This window comes from Proteiniphilum propionicum, from assembly GCF_022267555.1.
In the GTDB taxonomy this organism is placed as follows: domain Bacteria; phylum Bacteroidota; class Bacteroidia; order Bacteroidales; family Dysgonomonadaceae; genus Proteiniphilum; species Proteiniphilum propionicum.
This window is the reverse complement of sequence record NZ_CP073586.1, coordinates 3472550-3490782: the sequence shown is the minus strand read 5'-3', so window position 1 is coordinate 3490782 and position 18233 is coordinate 3472550. Positions and strand designations below refer to the sequence as shown.

Genomic DNA, 18233 nt, shown 5'->3' with positions numbered 1-18233 from the left:
TGATACATTAAAACTGACAAATCAGCACACAAAAATAGTGATTAATTTTGTCATTTAATGTTGCAATGGTTAAAATGATATGGAAAACAAATTGTTTATGCAGATATATCAGGAAGTAAAGTATATTATAACTTTTTTTAATGATAAACATGCAACTTTTACTGCTTAAAAGCATCATATATATATATATGTAAAAGAACAGTTACTTTAAAAAATTATAATTCTATGCGATTTAAAACCTACCCCCTCCAACTTGCGTTTGTGACTGCTGTAAGTTTGCTTGCCTGCACATCATGCGATAAAAACAGTACTGTTTTAGATGGTGATAATTTGCCCAAGCCCATTAAAATTAATCTGCGCTTGACTGAACAGGAAATGTTAAAGTCAGATCACTCATTCGCATTTGAGTTTTTTGAAAAAGTGTTTGTTGAAGAGTCTGCTGATAAAGATAAAAACTTCATGGTGTCTCCACTGAGCCTTAGCATGGCGCTGGCTATGACATGGAACGGAGCTGATGGTGAAACCAAAGATGCCATTCAGAAAACATTGAAGTTATCGCAATTTAAAAACGATGAAGAAATAAACCAATATTACAAGAAGCTGAGGGACGCTTTGCTTAAGACCGATCCCTCTACAAAACTGGCTATCGCTAACTCTATCTGGACTAACCGGAACGTGCCCATAAAGCCTGAATTTATCAGTGCTAATAAAGATTATTTCAGCTCAACAGTTGAGTCTGCCGACTTTACCGATGTCAATACTGTTAATCGAATCAACCGGTGGGCTGCAGACAATACAAATAACCTTATTGATCATGTGTTGGATAAGACCAACCCGATGGATCTGATGTATTTATTGAATGCCATATATTTTAAAGGAATTTGGACTTCGAAATTCGATCCCAAGAATACATCTAAAAAACCGTTTACCTGCGAAAACGGCACTGTGAAGAGTGTGGAAATGATGCATCAGAAGTCGGATTTCAACTATACCGGCAATCAAACATTTCAAATGGTACAGCTTCCGTACGGAAATCAGGCATTCAGCATGTTGTTATTGTTGCCCAATGAGGGGAAAAAGATCACCGATATCACTGCCATTCTACAAAATAATGATGCGTTGAGCAGCCTGAAATCTGGATTGAGCAATACGCAAGTCGATATTTTTATGCCCAGGTTCAAAACGGAATACAGTAAACGTTTAAATGATGTACTTAAAAATATGGGTATGGAGATAGCTTTCAAGCCCGGCCAGGCAAATTTCTCCCGTATGTCTGATATAAGTGCCTTTATCTCTTTTGTAGATCAGTTTACATATATCAATACAGATGAGGTGGGGACAGAGGCTGCCGCTGTTACAGTGGTCGGGGTTGAATTAACTTCGTATCAACCGCCCAAAACGGTTACATTTAACGCCAACAGGCCATTTATCTATATAATACAGGAAAATTCAACCGGTTCAATTCTTTTCATGGGAGCAGTAAAGGGTTTTAATGAATAGGATTGTTCGGCGCTTTAAATATCTTTTTAAATTTGTCCCTTTCCTGGAAATTATATATAGTGAATTATATCTATTTGAATTTCAATGAAGTTGTACCAAAAGGGAAACATTCTACACTTATTAAAATGTTAACGCGCACATAGACAAATATTTACGGAAAAAATAGGGAAACTTTATATTTTTATGATAAAATAATAAGGAAATATTTTGCATTCTTGGAAACTTTCCATAAACTTGTATTGCCAAACGGAATAATGTTTAGAAAATTATCTTTTCGGAACAGGAAAGTTATTGATATTTTAAAAATCGTTTCAGTTATTTAATTAATAAAGATGAAAAAGGAGACATACACTTTCAACGAAGCATTTAAAGCTTCGATGGACTATTTCAGAGGCGACGAACTTGCTGCCAAGGTGTGGGTTAGCAAGTACGCCCTCAAGGACAGCCAGGGGAAAATATACGAAAAAACACCTGAGGATATGCACTGGCGGATGGTAAAAGAAATTAGCCGCATAGAAAAAAAATATGCCAATCCATTGAGTGAGAATGAACTGTTCGCCCTTTTCGATCGCTTCAGATATATTATTCCCCAGGGGAGCCCCATGACGGGAATTGGAAACGATTACCAGGTGGCCTCGCTATCGAACTGTTTTGTAATTGGTATGGAAGGATGTGCCGACTCTTACGGGGCAATAATTCGTATCGATGAAGAGCAGGTTCAGCTAATGAAGCGCCGTGGCGGTGTTGGGCATGATTTGTCACATATTAGGCCAAAAGGTTCGCCTGTGAAGAATTCTGCACTCACATCCACAGGACTGGTGCCTTTCATGGAGCGTTACTCCAACTCAACACGAGAGGTGGCACAGGATGGTAGGCGCGGCGCCCTTATGCTCAGCGTATCTATCAAGCATCCCGACTCCGAGGATTTTATTGATGCTAAGCTGGAGCAGGGAAAAGTTACCGGAGCCAATATCTCGGTGAAGATAGATGATGAGTTTATGAAAGCTGCCTCAGAAGGGAAACCCTATGTGCAGCAGTTCCCAATCGACTCACAAGAGCCAAAATATAAAAAAACTATTGATCCGCAAGAGCTGTGGAAAAAGATCGTGCACAACGCATGGCGGTCGGCCGAACCGGGTGTTCTCTTCTGGGATACCATTATCCGTGAGTCGGTGGCCGACTGTTATGCCGATCTTGGCTTCAGAACTGTCTCTACCAATCCATGCGGTGAGATCCCGTTGTGTCCATACGACAGCTGCCGGCTATTGGCTATCAACCTATACTCCTATGTTGTAAATCCGTTTAAAAAAGATGCCTATTTCGATTTTGGCCTCTTCGAAAAACATGTGCGGTTGGCACAACGTATTATGGACGATATTGTGGACCTGGAGTCTGAGAAGATCGACCTGATACTGGAGAAAATAGATGCTGACCCCGAGTCGGAAGAGGTAAAATATTCGGAGCGCAACCTGTGGAAAAAGATTCAGCGCAAAACAATGCAGGGGCGCCGTACCGGCGTGGGTATTACTGCCGAGGGTGATATGCTGGCAGCATTAGGTATTCGCTATGGAACGGATGAAGGGAACGACTTCTCGGAAAAAGTTCACCGCGTTGTGGCTCTCAATGCTTATGCCTCGTCTGTAGAGATGGCAAAAGAGCGTGGCGCTTTTGAAATTTACGATGCCGAAAGAGAAAAAAACAACCCTTTTATCAATCGTCTGAAAGAGGCCGATCCTGATCTTTATGAAGATATGGTGAAATATGGCAGGCGCAATATTGCACTTCTAACCATTGCCCCTACCGGAACCACAAGCCTTATGTCGCAGACTACATCGGGCATTGAGCCGGTCTTCCTGCCTGTATACACGCGCCGCCGCAAAGTAAACCCTAACGATAAGGATGTAAAAATCGATTTCGTGGACGAAAATGGTGACTCTTGGGAAGAATATACGGTCTTTCACCACAAATTCGTTGCCTGGATGGAGGCCAATGGTTATCCCACTACCAAGCGCTACAGAAAAGAGGAGATTGATGAGCTGGTAGCCAAATCACCCTATTACAAAGCAACATCAAACGATGTGGATTGGCTGCAGAAGGTGAGGATGCAGGGACGCGTGCAAAAGTGGGTAGACCACTCCATCAGCGTAACTATCAACCTGCCGAATGATGTATCGGAAGAGCTTGTTGGAGAGCTTTATATGGAGGCTTGGAAGAGCGGATGTAAAGGATGTACGGTTTATCGTGAAGGGTCGCGGGCGGGCGTGCTTATCTCTAACGGTGATGACGAAAGTAAAGAGGAAAAAGAAGAAAAAGAGGATGGTTGCTACGAACTGCCGCAGATTGTTACTTCACGACCCATAGAGCTTGAAGCCGATGTGATAAAGTTTCAGAACAACAAGGAGAAATGGATCGCCTTTATCGGGTTGTTAAATGGAAGGCCTTACGAGATCTTTACTGGTATCAACGATGAAGACGACGGTATCATGGTGCCCAAGAACGTCACGTCCGGGAAGATCATTAAAGCATACGATAATGATGGTCGTAAACATTATGATTTTCAGTTCCAAAACCGTCGAGGTTATAAGGTAACTATTGAAGGGCTGGACGGAAAGTTTAATCCTGAATACTGGAACTATGCGAAGTTGATCTCGGGTGTGCTACGATACGGGATGCCCATCGACCAGGTGATAAAACTGGTGTCGGGACTCGAGCTTGACAGCGAAACCATCAACACTTGGAAGAATGGTGTGGAGCGGGCGTTGAAGAGATATCTCCCCAACGAAACCGAAGTTAAAGGGCAAAAATGCCCCGTTTGTGGACAGGAAACGCTGGTTTATGAAGAGGGGTGTCTGAAATGCAGGAACTGCGGCGCATCCAAATGCGGGTAATAGATGGTACCAGTGACTGATTTACACCTGAACAGTCACATAGGAAGCACACTTATCAGTAATAATAGAACAGCGATGCCTGAAAAGTATCGCTGTCTGTTTTCAGTTAACTGGTATGCTGATGGGTATATTCAAGCACTTTTACTATTTTTGCAGTATGAATGATACGTATAAAACTGTTGACCGGCCTGCAGAAGGGTATGTTACCGAGAAGAAGAGCAAGTTTATCTCTTATATTTTTCCGGTAAAGAGTGCTGAAGAAGTGAAAGAGATCCTGGAAGAACAGCGCAAGAAATACTATGATGCCCGCCACATTTGTTGGGCATATATGCTGGGATGGCAACGGGAAGAGTTTCGTGCAAACGACGACGGAGAGCCATCGGGTACAGCAGGTAAGCCTATTCTGGGTCAGATCAACTCTGCTGGACTCACCGATGTGTTGGTTGTAGTTGTTCGTTATTTCGGGGGTACTTTACTAGGAACTGGTGGACTGATAAAGGCATATAAAGAGGCGGCAGCCGATGCCATCGCCAATGCCGGGATCACAGAGAAGACGGTGGATGACATTATTGATATAGTGTTTGATTATCCGCTGATGAACGAGGTTATGCGTGTGTTAAAACAATTTGACTCGCTTCAATGGACGCATGATTTCAGAGAAAGTTGCCGTATGCGACTACAGATACGCCGTTCGCTTGCTTCGCAACTTACCGGGATGCTGGAATCAATCCACGGTGTATCCTTTGACAATCCACAAAAAAATCTTAATAAAGAAGGAATTTCTTAAAAATGTGTTGTTCCTTACACAAAATTACTACTTTTGCACCCTAAAAGGAGTAGTATTCCACTTGATTGGAAGTAGAATATTTTCAATAAATTAAAGAAGAAAGACAATTTTGAATGGAAAAAAACCTGGTTATCGTTGAGTCGCCTGCAAAAGCAAAGACAATTGAGAAATTTCTAGGAAAGGATTTTCACGTTATGTCGAGCTACGGACATATCCGTGATTTGAAGAAAAAAGATTTCAGCATAGATATAGAGAATGGTTTCAAACCTATATATGAGATCCCCTCAGATAAGAAAAAGGTTGTTAACGAACTTAAAGCGGCAGCAAAAAAAGTCGATACTGTGTGGCTCGCATCCGATGAAGACCGTGAGGGAGAGGCAATCTCGTGGCACCTGTTCGATGCCCTGGAGCTCAAAGAGGAGAACACTAGGCGCATAGTCTTTCACGAAATAACCAAAGATGCTATTCAGGAAGCAATTAAAAATCCCCGTGCTATAGATCAGAATCTCGTAGATGCGCAGCAAGCACGCAGGGTGCTCGACCGTATTGTTGGCTTTGAGCTGTCGCCGGTGCTTTGGAGGAAGATAAAACCTGCTCTGTCGGCCGGGCGAGTTCAGTCGGTCGCCGTGCGCCTGATCGTTGAAAGGGAGCGGGAGATACAAAATTTCCAGTCTGAAGCAGCTTATCGTATAATTGCACATTTTACAAAAGAAGAGAATGGTCATCAGTATGAAATAAAAGCTGAATACAACAGAAGGCTTAAAACCAAGGAAGAGGCTTTGGCTCTGCTGGAGAAACTCAAATCTTCACATTTCACTGTTGAAGATGTTACCACCCGGCCTGTAAAGAAATCGCCCGCACCCCCGTTTACCACCTCTACTCTGCAACAGGAGGCATCCCGAAAGCTGGGGTTCTCGGTGGGACAGACCATGATGGTGGCGCAGCGGCTCTATGAGTCGGGTAAAATTACCTATATGCGTACCGACTCGGTACATTTATCGGGACTGGCCATCGGTACTGCAAAAACGGAGATCTCCACTCAGTATGGTGAAGAATATCTGAAGAGCCGTCAGTATGCAACTCAGTCGAAAGGAGCACAGGAGGCTCACGAAGCCATTAGACCTACCTATATCAGCCAGCACGAGATAGATGGTACCGCTCAGGAGAAAAGGCTCTATGAACTGATCTGGAAGCGTACAATAGCTTCGCAGATGGCTGACGCTCAACTGGAACGTACTACTGCCAATATTATCATATCAAATACCGAAGGCAAATTTGTTGCAAGCGGCGAGGTGATCAGATTTGATGGTTTTCTGCACGTTTATCTTGAGGGTACCGATGAGGAAAATGGAGAAAACGATGAGGCTATACTGCCTCCAATGAAAAAGGGCGAGCTGCTTGCCATGCAGGAGACCATTGCAACGGAGCGTTTTACACAGCGCCCCCCACGCTATACCGAGGCGGCGCTTGTAAGAAAGATGGAAGAGCTGGGTATCGGCCGTCCCTCTACCTATGCACCCACAATCTCTACTATTATCAACCGCGAGTATGTTGAAAAAAGAAACGTGGATGGAGAGGAGAGGATCTATAATATTCTTACTCTCAAAAAAGGGACTATTAAAGATACCGACAAAAAGGAGATTGCCGGTGCCGATAAGAACAAACTGGTGCCTACTGACATAGGTATGGTTGTAAATGATTTCCTTGTGGAGTATTTTCCTTCAATTATCGATTATAACTTTACTGCTAAGGTAGAGAAAAATTTCGACCAGATTGCGGAGGGGAAGGAACAATGGAACAAATCGATAGCCGATTTTTATAAAGTGTTTCACCCGATAGTGGAGGAAACATCCAAGATGCGTACCGAGCACAAGGCAGGTGAACGGGTACTGGGTACGGATCCCAAGACGGGACGCCAAGTTTCGGTGAAGATAGGGCGTTACGGTGCCATGGCGCAGATTGGTACGCCCGACGAAGAGGAAAAACCGCTCTTTGCCTCTTTGCAGAAGTCACAATCTATTGAGACTATCACTCTTGAAGAAACGCTAAAGCTTTTTGAACTGCCCAGGAAACTCGGTGAATTCAGGAACAAAGAGGTGATTGTGGGTGTAGGACGATTCGGTCCCTATATCCGCCACAACAACAAGTTCGTTTCATTGCCTAAAGGAGCTGATCCTTTGGAGATCCAACTTGACGAGGCAATTGAACTGATTGAGGAGAAGGAGAAAAAAGATCTGGAAAAGATTATCAGTACTTTTGAGGAAGAACCCGAACTGCAGGTGTTGAACGGACGTTACGGGCCCTATATAGCCTATAAAAAGAAGAACTACAAGATACCGAAAAAACTTAAACCGGAAGAGTTGACACTGGAGGATTGCAGACAGATAATTGCCGATACCGATAAGGGTAAAGAGGCAAAAACGGGAAAAACAGGTGGAAAGACAGCTGGGAAAGCAGCATCAAAAACGTCTGGAAAGAGAACTGCTAAAACAGATGAGGGAAAAAAGACAACAACCCGGGGGTCTTCCGGAAAAGCGTCTTCCGGAAAAACTACGGTGAAAAAACAGTGACATGATCACACGCATCAGTCCTTCGACCCATGCAGACCTTCCGATAGTGATGGAGATGTATGCTGTTGCCCGTGAATTTATGCGTAGCAGTGGTAATGCTTCACAATGGGATTCGGGATACCCCTCAGAGCTGTATATTCGTGAAGAGATTGATGCGGGCCACAGTTTTGTGTGTGAAAACGAAACGGGTGGGCTTGTCGGCACCTTTTGCTTTATCATAGGGGACGATTCCACTTACGCAAATATTTACGAGGGGAAGTGGCTCAATAACGATCGTTACGGGACGGTACACAGAATAGCATCGGCCGGGAAGGAAAAAGGGGTAGCAGAAGCCTGTTTTCGATGGTGCTTTAAACAATGCCGCAATATCAGGGTGGATACACACCGCGACAACCGTGTTATGCAGCATATACTTTCGAAGCTGGATTTCACTTTTTGCGGCATCATATATGTTTTAGATGGGACAGAACGGCTGGCTTATCAGAAAACTGAATCTTAAACCAGCAAAGGGTAGAGCAATAGCTGGTTACAATATTATTTATGCTAAAGCCCTTCAGTGTTTATACCTGCATAGGGTAGAGCAATAGTCCGGCAACACCTGATAGCACTATCAGCAATATGGGATCTACTTTTTTTATGGAAGCCACAAGAACCACACTAAAGATTATCCAGCTTTTATAATCAATAAAATTATTGCCGTTCATCAACATCAGGGCAGCAGAAGCAATAAGTCCTATGATAGCCGGCTTCAGTACTGAAAGAGCGGCCCTCATCCAGGGGTTCTCCTTGAGACGTGAGAAGAATGCGCAAACAACGGTCATGATTACCAGAGAGGGTATGCTTACGGCAAGAGTGCAAATGGCGGAGCCTAAAACACCGTAACCGGCTGCAAATCCCATATCCGTGACCGTAGTGTATCCGATGTAAGTGGCTGAGTTGAACGCGATGGGTCCGGGAGTGGTCTGCGAGATAGCCACAATATCGGTGAAGTCATTTACCGATATCCACTGATGCACATCCACAACTTCACGCTGTATGAGCGGTAGCATGGCATATCCACCACCGAAACCGAAAAGTCCGATTTTGAAAAACGATGCAAATAGAGCCAAATAGAGATCAAGGAGTTCCATCTTATTTTTTCATTATCTGTTTCACATGAATAAAATGGAAAATCCCCAGTATGATAGCTGTAAGAATGATATAGACAGGGGAGATTTTTAGTAGCCAAACCGATAGTGCTACAACCAAAGGGATCCAGATGTTTTTAAAATTCACTCCGGCCGACTTGCCCAGTCCAAGTAGCGGTGACACGATAAGTGCCACCACAGCGGGTCGTATACCTCTAAAAATACGTTCAACCACGTGGTTTTCCCTGAACCGGGTAAATACCATTGCGATAAGCAGGATTACTATAAACGAGGGTAAGATAACCCCAGCTCCGGAAAAGATGCTTCCTTTGAATCCAGACCGTTTATTACCTACAAAAAGCGCCGTGTTCAATGCAATGGGGCCAGGCATGGACTGGGCAATGGCAAGCATATCCATAAATTCGCTGTCATCAAGCCACAGTTTTTTATTTACCACCTCGTTTCTTATAAGTGGTATCATTGCATATCCGCCCCCAAACGTAAAAGCTCCGATCTTAAAAAAAACCAGAAAAAGTTCCCAATACTGTTTTAATACTCTCATTTGAAGACTATATATAAAGCAAAAGCAGACTGCAATAAGATGTAATCTGTTGCTAATCTGCTTTTTATAAGAAGCCGCACCGGTGGAATAAGACGAAACTCCTTATGACAGGATTTGAGTGTCCCGGTATCTTTGTAATCCGCTGTCCGCCCGAAGACGAATCCCGAAGGCTGCGGCCCGCCATCGATACCAAAAACGAGTCTCGGTTTATAAAATGTAATTGATGAGTTTCCCAATCGACCAATGCGGCAATAACTCATTCATTTTATATACCCAAAGATAGATTGTCTAAACTTAATATCCAAATATTTTGTGACATTTTTTTCCCCTTTAACCACCTTTTCATGCTAAATAGTTATTAACCAGTAAAACTAATTTTTTGCTAAAAACCTGTTAATATCTTCATCAGTTACTTCGTGATTTGCCAGATCTCCGGCAAGAAATTGATCGTAGGCGCTCATATCTATCAGGCCGTGTCCGGATAAATTGAACAGAATCACTCTTTTTTTGCCCTCCTCTTTTGCCTGCTGCGCTTCCCTTATGGCTGCGGCAATGGCGTGGGTAGATTCCGGAGCCGGAATAATACCTTCGGTACGGGCAAAAAGCACTCCTGCTTCAAATGTATCAAGCTGTTTGATATCCACTGCTTCCACCATTCCGTCTTTCAGCAGCTGGCTTACGATGCTGCCGGCGCCATGATAGCGCAGGCCGCCGGCGTGAATATTTGCCGGGGCAAACTTATGTCCCAGTGTATACATAGGGATAAGTGGAGTGTAACCGGTTTCATCGCCGAAGTCGTACTGAAACTGCCCCCTTGTAAGCTTTGGGCATGATGCAGGTTCGGCAGCAACGAAGCGGGTATTTGCTTTTCCTGCCATGTTGTGACGCAAAAAGGGAAAGGATATTCCAGAGAAGTTTGAGCCGCCACCGAAACAACCGATAACCACATCGGGATACTCTTCAGCCATGGCCATCTGTTTTTCGGCTTCCAGACCAATAATAGTCTGATGAAGAGCTACATGATTCAGTACACTCCCTAGCGTGTATTTGCACTTCTGTGTCTGCATAGCCAGCTCTATTGCTTCTGATATGGCTGTACCCAAGCTACCCTGGTAGTTGGGATTTTCGGTTATGATCTTCCGCCCTGCTTTGGTTGACATGCTGGGCGAAGCGATTACCTGTGCCCCCCAGGTCTGCATCAGTGAACGCCGGTAAGGCTTTTGTTCATAGCTTATCTTTACCATATATACAGCCAGCTCCAACCCGAACGTCCTGGCGGCGAATGCCAGCGCTGTACCCCATTGCCCTGCACCTGTTTCGGTGGTAATGTTTGTTATTCCTTCAATCTTATTATAGTATGCCTGCGGCAACGCCGAGTTGAGTTTGTGTGAACCGACAGGGCTCACGCTTTCGTTTTTGAAGTAGATATGCGCCGGTGTGTCTAATGCTTTTTCCAGTTCGGTAGCCCTTACCAGCGGAGTAGGGCGGTAGATCTTGTATTTATCCCTCACCTCTTCAGGAATATCTATCCAGGCATCTGTCTGGTTCATCTCCTGACGTGACAGCTCCTCGGAGAAGAGAGGATAAAGGTCCTCTGCTTTTAAAGGCGCTTTTGTCTGTGGATTGATCATTGGCTTAGGTTTGTTTTTCATTTCGGCAGTTATGTTGTACCACTGTGTGGGAATATCTGCCTCCGGGAGCATGAATTTTTTTCTCTTTTCCATCGTTATATTTTGTTTAGTTTGATATTGTTGTTTTAAAACAGTTTTACTTATGTCAAAAGTGAGGAGGCGAATAACCTCGATTTATTCAATTCTTGTTAGATTATTTAAACGGATATTCTCTTCCACTATTGCATCTATAACTGCTACCGCCACCATGTTCACTATATCTCGCACTGATGTGTCAACGTCCAGTATATGTACAGGTTTGTTCAGTCCCATCTGTATCGGGCCTATCAGATCATCCATACCAATCTCTTTCAAAAGTTTATAAGCTGAGTTGGCAGAACTTAAATTGGGAAATATCAGGGTGTTTACCTCTTTGTCTTTCAGCTTGGTGAATGGATATTTTTTATCTCGCAGCTTCTTGTTAAACGCGTAATTCACCTGCATCTCTCCATCCACAATCATTTCGGGGTACCTATCGTGCAGAGTTTCAACCACCTTATGAACACTTGCGGGGCTCCCTATGGTGTCTGCCCCGAAATTTGAATAAGATACCATAGCAATCACCGGGTTATGAGCGAAAAATTTAACTGTGGAATTTGCCAGCCTGGTTATATCTATAAGGGCCTCTGTATCGGGATGCCGGTTGAAAAGTGTGTCGGCAAGAAAAAATACACCCTTTTTGGTGTTTACAATATGCATGGCGCCGATATGCTTCAGTCCGTCACGAATTCCAATCACCTCTTTTGCGATATCCGTAGTGTTCAGGTATTTGCTGAATACACCTGTAATCATGGCGTCAGCATCGCCTGTTTCCACCATCATCATGCCGAAATAGTTCCGTTCGAACATCTTCTCTGTAGCCTCGTCCAGAGTCATCCCCTGACGCCTTCTCTTCTCTGTAAGGATTTCCGCATAGCGTAACCTGCGCTCTTCCTCCCTGTCGTGACGCAGGTTCACTATCTCAATTCCCTCCAGGCTGATCAGATTTTCGCGTGCTACGCTCGCTATCTTTTCTTCGTTACCCAGCAGTATGGGTTTGCAGATACCTTCGGCATAAGCTGTTTCTGCCGCCCTGAGCATATTCAGGTGGTTTGACTCCGAGAAGACCACCCGCTTGGGATTCTGCCGTGCCATATCATAGAGGCGACGGAGCATTTTGTTATCTAGCCCCATCAGTTCACGCAGCTTATGATCATATTCTTCCCAGTCGGTTATGGGCTTACGTGCAACACCCGATGCAATGGCAGCTTTTGCCACTGCCGGTGCCACTGTTGTCAATAACCGCGGATCGAGTGGTTTTGGAATAATGTAATCTCTTCCGAAGCGAAGCTGTTTTGTGCTGTAAGCAGCATTTACCACGTCTGGAACCGCTTTTTTTGTTAGTTCCGCCAATGCATATACCGTGGCTATCTTCATCTCCTCGTTGATGCATTTAGCCTGCACATCCAATGCTCCTCTGAAGATATATGGAAAACCAAGTACATTGTTTATCTGATTGGGGTAATCAGAACGACCCGTAGCGAAGATGATATCTTTTCTCGATGACATGGCCAGATCGTAGGAAATCTCGGGGCTAGGGTTTGCCAGTGCGAAAACGATTGGATCGTGATTCATGGACTGCAACATTTCCGGTGTAAGTACATCAGCCACGGAGAGACCCAAAAATACATCTGCATCTTTTACGGCTTCCTCCAGTGTATTGATGTTTCTGGTTGTGGCAAAAGGTTTTTTACGGTCGTTCAAATCGGTTCTTGAGGTATTTATAACCCCTTTTGAATCAAGCATCACAATATTTTCCGGTTTGGCCCCCAACGACATGTATAGCTTCGTGCATGAGTTTGCAGCAGCGCCGGCACCATTTACAACAATATTTATATCTTCAATCTTCTTGCCATTCAACTCCAGCGCGTTAAGCAGTCCACAGGCTGAAATAATTGCTGTCCCATGCTGGTCGTCGTGCATTATAGGGATATCCAGTTCGTTCTTCAGCCGTTCTTCAATCTCGAAGCATTCCGGTGCTTTAATATCCTCCAGGTTGATACCACCGAATGTGGGAGAGATGGCTTTCACCACCTGTATGAATTTTTCCGGATCTTTTTCATTCACCTCTATATCGAATACATCTATTCCCGCGAATATTTTAAAAAGTAATCCTTTGCCCTCCATTACCGGTTTACCTGCCATTGCCCCGATATTACCCAATCCCAGTACAGCAGTACCGTTAGAGATCACTGCTACCAGGTTCCCTTTCGATGTGTAATCGTAGACCTTCTGTTCGTTTTTCTCTATTTCAAGGCATGGTTCTGCAACACCTGGGGAATAGGCTAGAGAGAGATCGCGTTGTGAGCTATGGGGTTTTGTAGGAACGACTTCAATTTTTCCGGGACGCCCCTGCGAATGATAGGCAAGTGCGTCGTCGCGTAGTTTATTATTTGCCATTTTGATAATAATTGTGTGGTAAAAATGAGAATAGATGCAAAATTATAAAAATAATGTGACAGATTATAATATATATTCAACTACCTTATCAATTTTCGTCGAACAGATTCGAACATCATACTGTAAACAATACAATTACCCGCCACTCAATAGTAAAATCCATGAGAGCGTTAATAGTTATAATCCGGCTTAACTATTACCTTAAGTCCGTTAAATGAAAAATCTTTTAAGAAAACAGGAGAAAAGAGTGTGTTTTTTCCCTTATGTTTGCTTTTTTGTCAGTCGATGATCTGGTATGATTCCACCACTATATGATAGAGCGATAGCCACTCTTTCCCTTCATTGGCTTTGCGCTCAGCTATGCGGGCACGGAAACTGTCAATCCTCTCCATCTCGGAACTGCCGGCGGTAACCCCCTCTGCAGCCTGTTCGGTAGCACATCCTGCCTCGCCCTCACCGTGACTCACCTTTGTCTTTTCAAGGATCTCTTTTTCCAGTTCCTTCACATATGCTTCATCTATGCGTTCTTCCACCAGCTTCCCTCTCACCATAACTTGTTTATCTATACTTTCGGGATTGAATTTGCCCAGAGAACTTCCCGATTCGGCACGTAGTGTCTGCTGCTTGTCCGATCCCTGCAGAAAAAGCTTCATGCCGCTTTTGGCACATACGTGTGTGCAAAGGCCTTCTACAACAACGTCTTGGCCTACCAGTGATTCTGCATTCTTCAGCAGATCGTCTACGTTCATTACTCTGTTGCCCGTACAGTTTGTATACAGGAATAAAATAGTTGTCAGTGCAATGAAGAGATTAAAATGTTTGTTTAGTTTCATACTGTTGCCTGTTTTTTTTAAAGAATTGTGATCTTACGTTTCCGATATCTGATCGGGAATAAATGATTATTGATATTTTTGTTTCCGTTGCTGGTTTAATTTTTGAGTCCCCTCCGATAAGTCTTTTTTGCTGAAAATTCCACAAAAAGTGCCATTGATTTCCAGCGAGTTGCGACCTCCTGAAATCGGGTTTTGGGGTTTTAGGAGCAGACTCATTTTTGAATTCGATTTCAAAGATAACTATTTTTTCAGGATGAGGAAAAAACGGTGTTCATTTAAAGGATAAATAGATTCATTTGTAGGGAAAATATAACTGTTCATGATTAACGACACACTTTATGTTCCATGATTTTCATTCTGTTCTGAAATATCGACAGTCAGGTAGAAAGTATCGAAATGCAATGTAATCGATTAATTAACAACAAAACAGATCTATCCAAAATCATGTAGTACTTTTTTGCTGATTGTCAGGTGTTTTAAAAAATAATTACCGAAGTTTTGAAATATGTAACATAATCTTAATCTAAAGTATGTTAAAACTAAGAAAACTAATTTGATGTTATTAGTTTTACGTTTTACCTTTGTGAGTTTTTCAATTGCAACTAAATGGGAATTAAAGAAAGAATTATTGTCAAAGCCGGAGATCTGTTCTTCCAGTATGGTATAAAAAGTGTATCAATGGATGAGCTGGCCTCTTCATTGGGTATCTCAAAAAGAACTATTTACAAGAATTTTAAGGATAAAGAGGAAATTTTGTTGTCACTGCTTGTCAGGCTCAGGGATGAACGAAAAAAAATTTTCACCTCGCTTATATCAGATAACAACAATGTTGTGGAAATATTTGTGAAAGTTATTGAGATACAGCAATCCACACCCATTTGCAATGTGAAGTTTTTCGAGGATATATATAAGTATTATCCTGAAGCTAACAATTATCTTCAGGATGATGTTAATAAAAACAAGACATTTTTGAGTAATTTTCTCAAAAAAGGTATTGAGCAGGGATATATAAGGGAAGATTTAAACGTTGATGCAGCAGCTTTTCTGGTGGAACAGAGTACACATATTTACATTCGTGCTACTTCGCTTGATAAACCCCCCTTTACTTTTTCAGAACTTTTTTATACAATGATGATAAACTTTGTACGCGGTATCTCTACCGAAAAAGGAATAAAAATTATTGATGCGTATTTAGAACAGCAGAAAGCTAAAAATAGAATATTATAATTAAGAAAGATATGAACAGACCACAAATATTAACGCGTTTCGCTGTGCTGATAATAGGCCTTACAGGCATATTAACGGCATCAGCTCAAGAGCCGGACAGCTTGCTGATCGACTTGAATAGAGCCCTGGAAATAGCTTTGAGTGAGAACCCTACGGTAAAGGTTGCCGATATGGAGATTACCAAGAAACAGTATGCCCAAAAATCGGCATACGGGGCTCTTCTCCCTCAGCTTGATGTTATCGGGCAGTATCAGCGTGCCATTAAAAGACAGACAGTCTATTTTGATGAAGGTTTTGGCCTTGGTGGCGGTAGTATCGACCCAACCCAGTATACACCAGAGGAGCTGGAGATACTGAAGGTGCTGAGCAAGGTGATGATGCCCGATCCGGAAACATCGGGAAAAGGATTTCAGATGGGGCGTTTTAATGTATGGTCGGCAGGTTTGAATGTGAGCCTTCCAGTTGTGGTACCTTCACTTTGGAAAAATATACAGATGAGCGAAGTGGATATTAGACTGGCAATGGAAAAGGCGCGTGCCTCCCGCATAGATCTGGTGAATCAGGTAAAGAAGGCCTTCTTTAGCCTGATGCTTGCACAGGATAGTTATAGCGTGTTCAAAAAAACATATGAAACAGACTCCGTTAATCTGGAAAATATCCGTAACAGATATAACCAGGGGATTGTGGCCGAATATGATGTGATTACGGCAGATGTAAGGCTTAAGAGTCTTATACCCGGTATCCTTCAGTCGGAAAATATGATGAAGATAGCCGAGCTTCAGTTAAAGATGCTGATGGGTGTTGATGGAGAAATGCCGCTTAAAGTGATTGGCACGCTTGATGAATATGAGCAGACTATGTTTAATGCAATTATACCTGCTGATACTTCACTAACCAACAACAGCGATATAAAGCAGTTCGATCTGCAGGCTGAGCAGGCACATAACGCTTATGAGATGCAGAAGCTTCAGTTTTCTCCTACCCTTGTTACCTCGTTTAACTGGACCTATATGAGCCAGAACAACGACTTCAGGTTTAGAGAATATCGCTGGGATCCCTATTCCATGCTGGGTGTTACATTGCAGATACCTATCTTTAACGGGGGGCAACGTTATCATAATGTGAAACAGTCGAAAATCCAGCTTTGGCAATTGAGTGAGCAACGAAAAGATATTGAAAGAGGATTGAAGCTTTCCATAAAGAATAGCTACGACCTTATTAATAAGAATATTGAGCAGGTAATGGCAACACAATCATCAGTTGGCCAGGCACGCAAGGGACATGAGATAACCCTGAAACGGTATGAAACCGGGATGGGGACAATAGTGGATGTAAATGCTGCTGCTCTTGCTGTGCTTAATGCTGAACTGCAATACAGGAACGCGATATATGATTATCTGGCAGCTAAAGCAGATCTAGAGAAAGTGCTTGGCTACGATATTACCCCTGTGGATGCAAATTGAATCAGATAGAAAAAAATAGAAAAAAATTAAATAAATCTTATGAAACTGAAAGAGTTATTACAGTTTACTCCTTTACTGGCTGCAGCATTACTTGCTTCGTGCGGCGTAAAAGACAAGTCCGGCACAGCTGAAAGCGATTCTCAGCAGGTTGAAAAGGTGCGTGTTGAGGAGGTGGTGTTGGTGCCGGTAGAACAGGTGTCCACCTTTACCGCTACGGTTGAGGCTAACCAGGTAAACAATATTGCACCCGCTATGGGTGGGCGTATTCGAAGAATCTATGTTGATGTGGGGGCTAATGTGCGCAGCGGACAGGCAGTTGTGGCCATGGACGGAGCTAATTTATCACAGCAGCAGACACAGGTGGCAACATTAAAAAGAGACTACGAACGCTATAAAGAGCTCTATGAAGTGGGCGGAATTTCCAAACAGCAGCTTGACCAGGCTAAAACGCAGCTTGATGTTGCTGAGTATGCCCTGAGCAATCTGGCTGAGAATACCACACTAATCAGTCCTGTAAGCGGTTTGGTAACAGCCCGTAATTACGATCCGGGTGATGTGGTGATGCAGCTACCAATTCTAACTATCGAAAATATAAATCCTGTTAAAGTAAAGGTAAATGTATCAGAATCATACTATAGCAAGGTGTTAAAGGGGATGCCGGTTGAGGTACAGGCAGATGCACTCGGTAATGAAATATTCAAGGGGGTTATATCTCTGATTCATCCTACGCTCGATCCTGTTTCACACACCTTTGCGGTAGAAATTTCCGTCCCAAACGGCGACCACCGCCTGCGTCCTGGTATGTTTTCACGCGTGAAAATAAATTTTGGCACTAATGACAGCCCGCTTCTGTCAGATATGGCAGTATTGAAGCAGGTTGGATCTAACGATCGTTATGTTTTTGTGGAGAGAGATGGTAAAGCCGTTTATACGCTGGTTGAGCTGGGTGTGCGTGTTGGCGGGAAATATGAAATTTTGTCGGGACTAAAAGCAGGTGACAGGGTAATTGTACATGGAAATACCGGATTGATTGATGGTACGGATGTGCAGGTAGTGCAGTGATAGAGATTAAACAATAAGGAGAATTTTTCAAACCCGGAGTATAAGTAGTACCTTTAATGCTGAAGTTAAGAAGTGAGGTTGACCGGGTTCCTATAAACTTAAAAA

The 18233-nt window shown here is 43.2% G+C and carries 13 protein-coding genes; 8 read left to right on the top strand and 5 right to left on the bottom strand.

Annotation, left to right across the window (positions count from 1 at the left end):
• Window positions 1-225: 225 nt before the first annotated feature.
• The 5 genes from KDN43_RS14430 to KDN43_RS14410 all read left to right on the top strand — a co-directional run bounded on the left by KDN43_RS14430 (window position 226) and on the right by KDN43_RS14410 (window position 8244).
• Window positions 226-1500, top strand: a complete 1275-nt coding sequence (locus KDN43_RS14430) for a serpin family protein (protein ID WP_238867228.1) — start codon at window positions 226-228, stop codon at window positions 1498-1500.
• A gap of 332 nt (window positions 1501-1832) precedes the next feature.
• A complete protein-coding gene (locus KDN43_RS14425) occupies window positions 1833-4388 on the top strand; it encodes an adenosylcobalamin-dependent ribonucleoside-diphosphate reductase (protein WP_238867226.1) in 2556 nt (851 codons plus the stop codon).
• A gap of 157 nt (window positions 4389-4545) precedes the next feature.
• Window positions 4546-5175, top strand: a complete 630-nt coding sequence (locus KDN43_RS14420; protein ID WP_238867224.1) for an IMPACT family protein — start codon at window positions 4546-4548, stop codon at window positions 5173-5175.
• 113 nt (window positions 5176-5288) lie between these two features.
• Window positions 5289-7745 carry a type I DNA topoisomerase gene (gene topA, locus KDN43_RS14415; protein WP_238867222.1) on the top strand — a complete coding sequence of 819 codons (2457 nt, stop codon included), beginning with the start codon at window positions 5289-5291 and terminating at the stop codon, window positions 7743-7745.
• 1 nt (window position 7746) lies between these two features.
• Complete coding sequence (locus KDN43_RS14410; protein ID WP_238867220.1) at window positions 7747-8244, top strand: GNAT family N-acetyltransferase; 498 nt, start codon at window positions 7747-7749, stop codon at window positions 8242-8244.
• Window positions 8245-8305: 61 nt separating this feature from the next.
• Here KDN43_RS14410 and KDN43_RS14405 read toward each other — a convergent pair whose 3' ends face one another.
• The 5 genes from KDN43_RS14405 to KDN43_RS14385 all read right to left on the bottom strand — a co-directional run bounded on the left by KDN43_RS14405 (window position 8306) and on the right by KDN43_RS14385 (window position 14376).
• Entirely contained in the window at window positions 8306-8875 is a 570-nt protein-coding gene (locus tag KDN43_RS14405) for a chromate transporter (RefSeq protein ID WP_238867218.1), read from the bottom strand.
• A 1-nt stretch (window position 8876) separates the two neighbouring features.
• Window positions 8877-9434 (bottom strand): chromate transporter, encoded by a 558-nt coding sequence (locus tag KDN43_RS14400; RefSeq protein ID WP_238867217.1) that lies wholly within the window; start codon window positions 9432-9434, stop codon window positions 8877-8879.
• Between the two features lie 371 nt (window positions 9435-9805).
• A complete protein-coding gene (locus KDN43_RS14395; RefSeq protein ID WP_238867215.1) occupies window positions 9806-11158 on the bottom strand; it encodes a TrpB-like pyridoxal phosphate-dependent enzyme in 1353 nt (450 codons plus the stop codon).
• 81 nt (window positions 11159-11239) lie between these two features.
• Window positions 11240-13543 (bottom strand): NADP-dependent malic enzyme, encoded by a 2304-nt coding sequence (locus KDN43_RS14390; RefSeq protein WP_238867213.1) that lies wholly within the window; start codon window positions 13541-13543, stop codon window positions 11240-11242.
• A gap of 278 nt (window positions 13544-13821) precedes the next feature.
• Window positions 13822-14376, bottom strand: coding sequence for a hypothetical protein (locus KDN43_RS14385; protein ID WP_238867211.1), 555 nt, complete (start codon window positions 14374-14376; stop codon window positions 13822-13824).
• 606 nt (window positions 14377-14982) lie between these two features.
• Here KDN43_RS14385 and KDN43_RS14380 point away from each other — a divergent pair.
• Genes KDN43_RS14380 through KDN43_RS14370 form a run of 3 tightly spaced genes read left to right on the top strand, consistent with a single transcriptional unit; the run spans window position 14983 to window position 18128 of the window.
• Window positions 14983-15603, top strand: a complete 621-nt coding sequence (locus KDN43_RS14380; RefSeq protein ID WP_238867210.1) for a TetR/AcrR family transcriptional regulator — start codon at window positions 14983-14985, stop codon at window positions 15601-15603.
• A gap of 11 nt (window positions 15604-15614) precedes the next feature.
• Window positions 15615-17066: a TolC family protein gene (locus KDN43_RS14375; RefSeq protein WP_238867209.1), complete on the top strand. Its 1452-nt coding sequence runs from the start codon at window positions 15615-15617 to the stop codon at window positions 17064-17066.
• A gap of 39 nt (window positions 17067-17105) precedes the next feature.
• Window positions 17106-18128: an efflux RND transporter periplasmic adaptor subunit gene (locus KDN43_RS14370; protein ID WP_238867208.1), complete on the top strand. Its 1023-nt coding sequence runs from the start codon at window positions 17106-17108 to the stop codon at window positions 18126-18128.
• The last annotated feature ends 105 nt before the right edge of the window (window positions 18129-18233 follow it).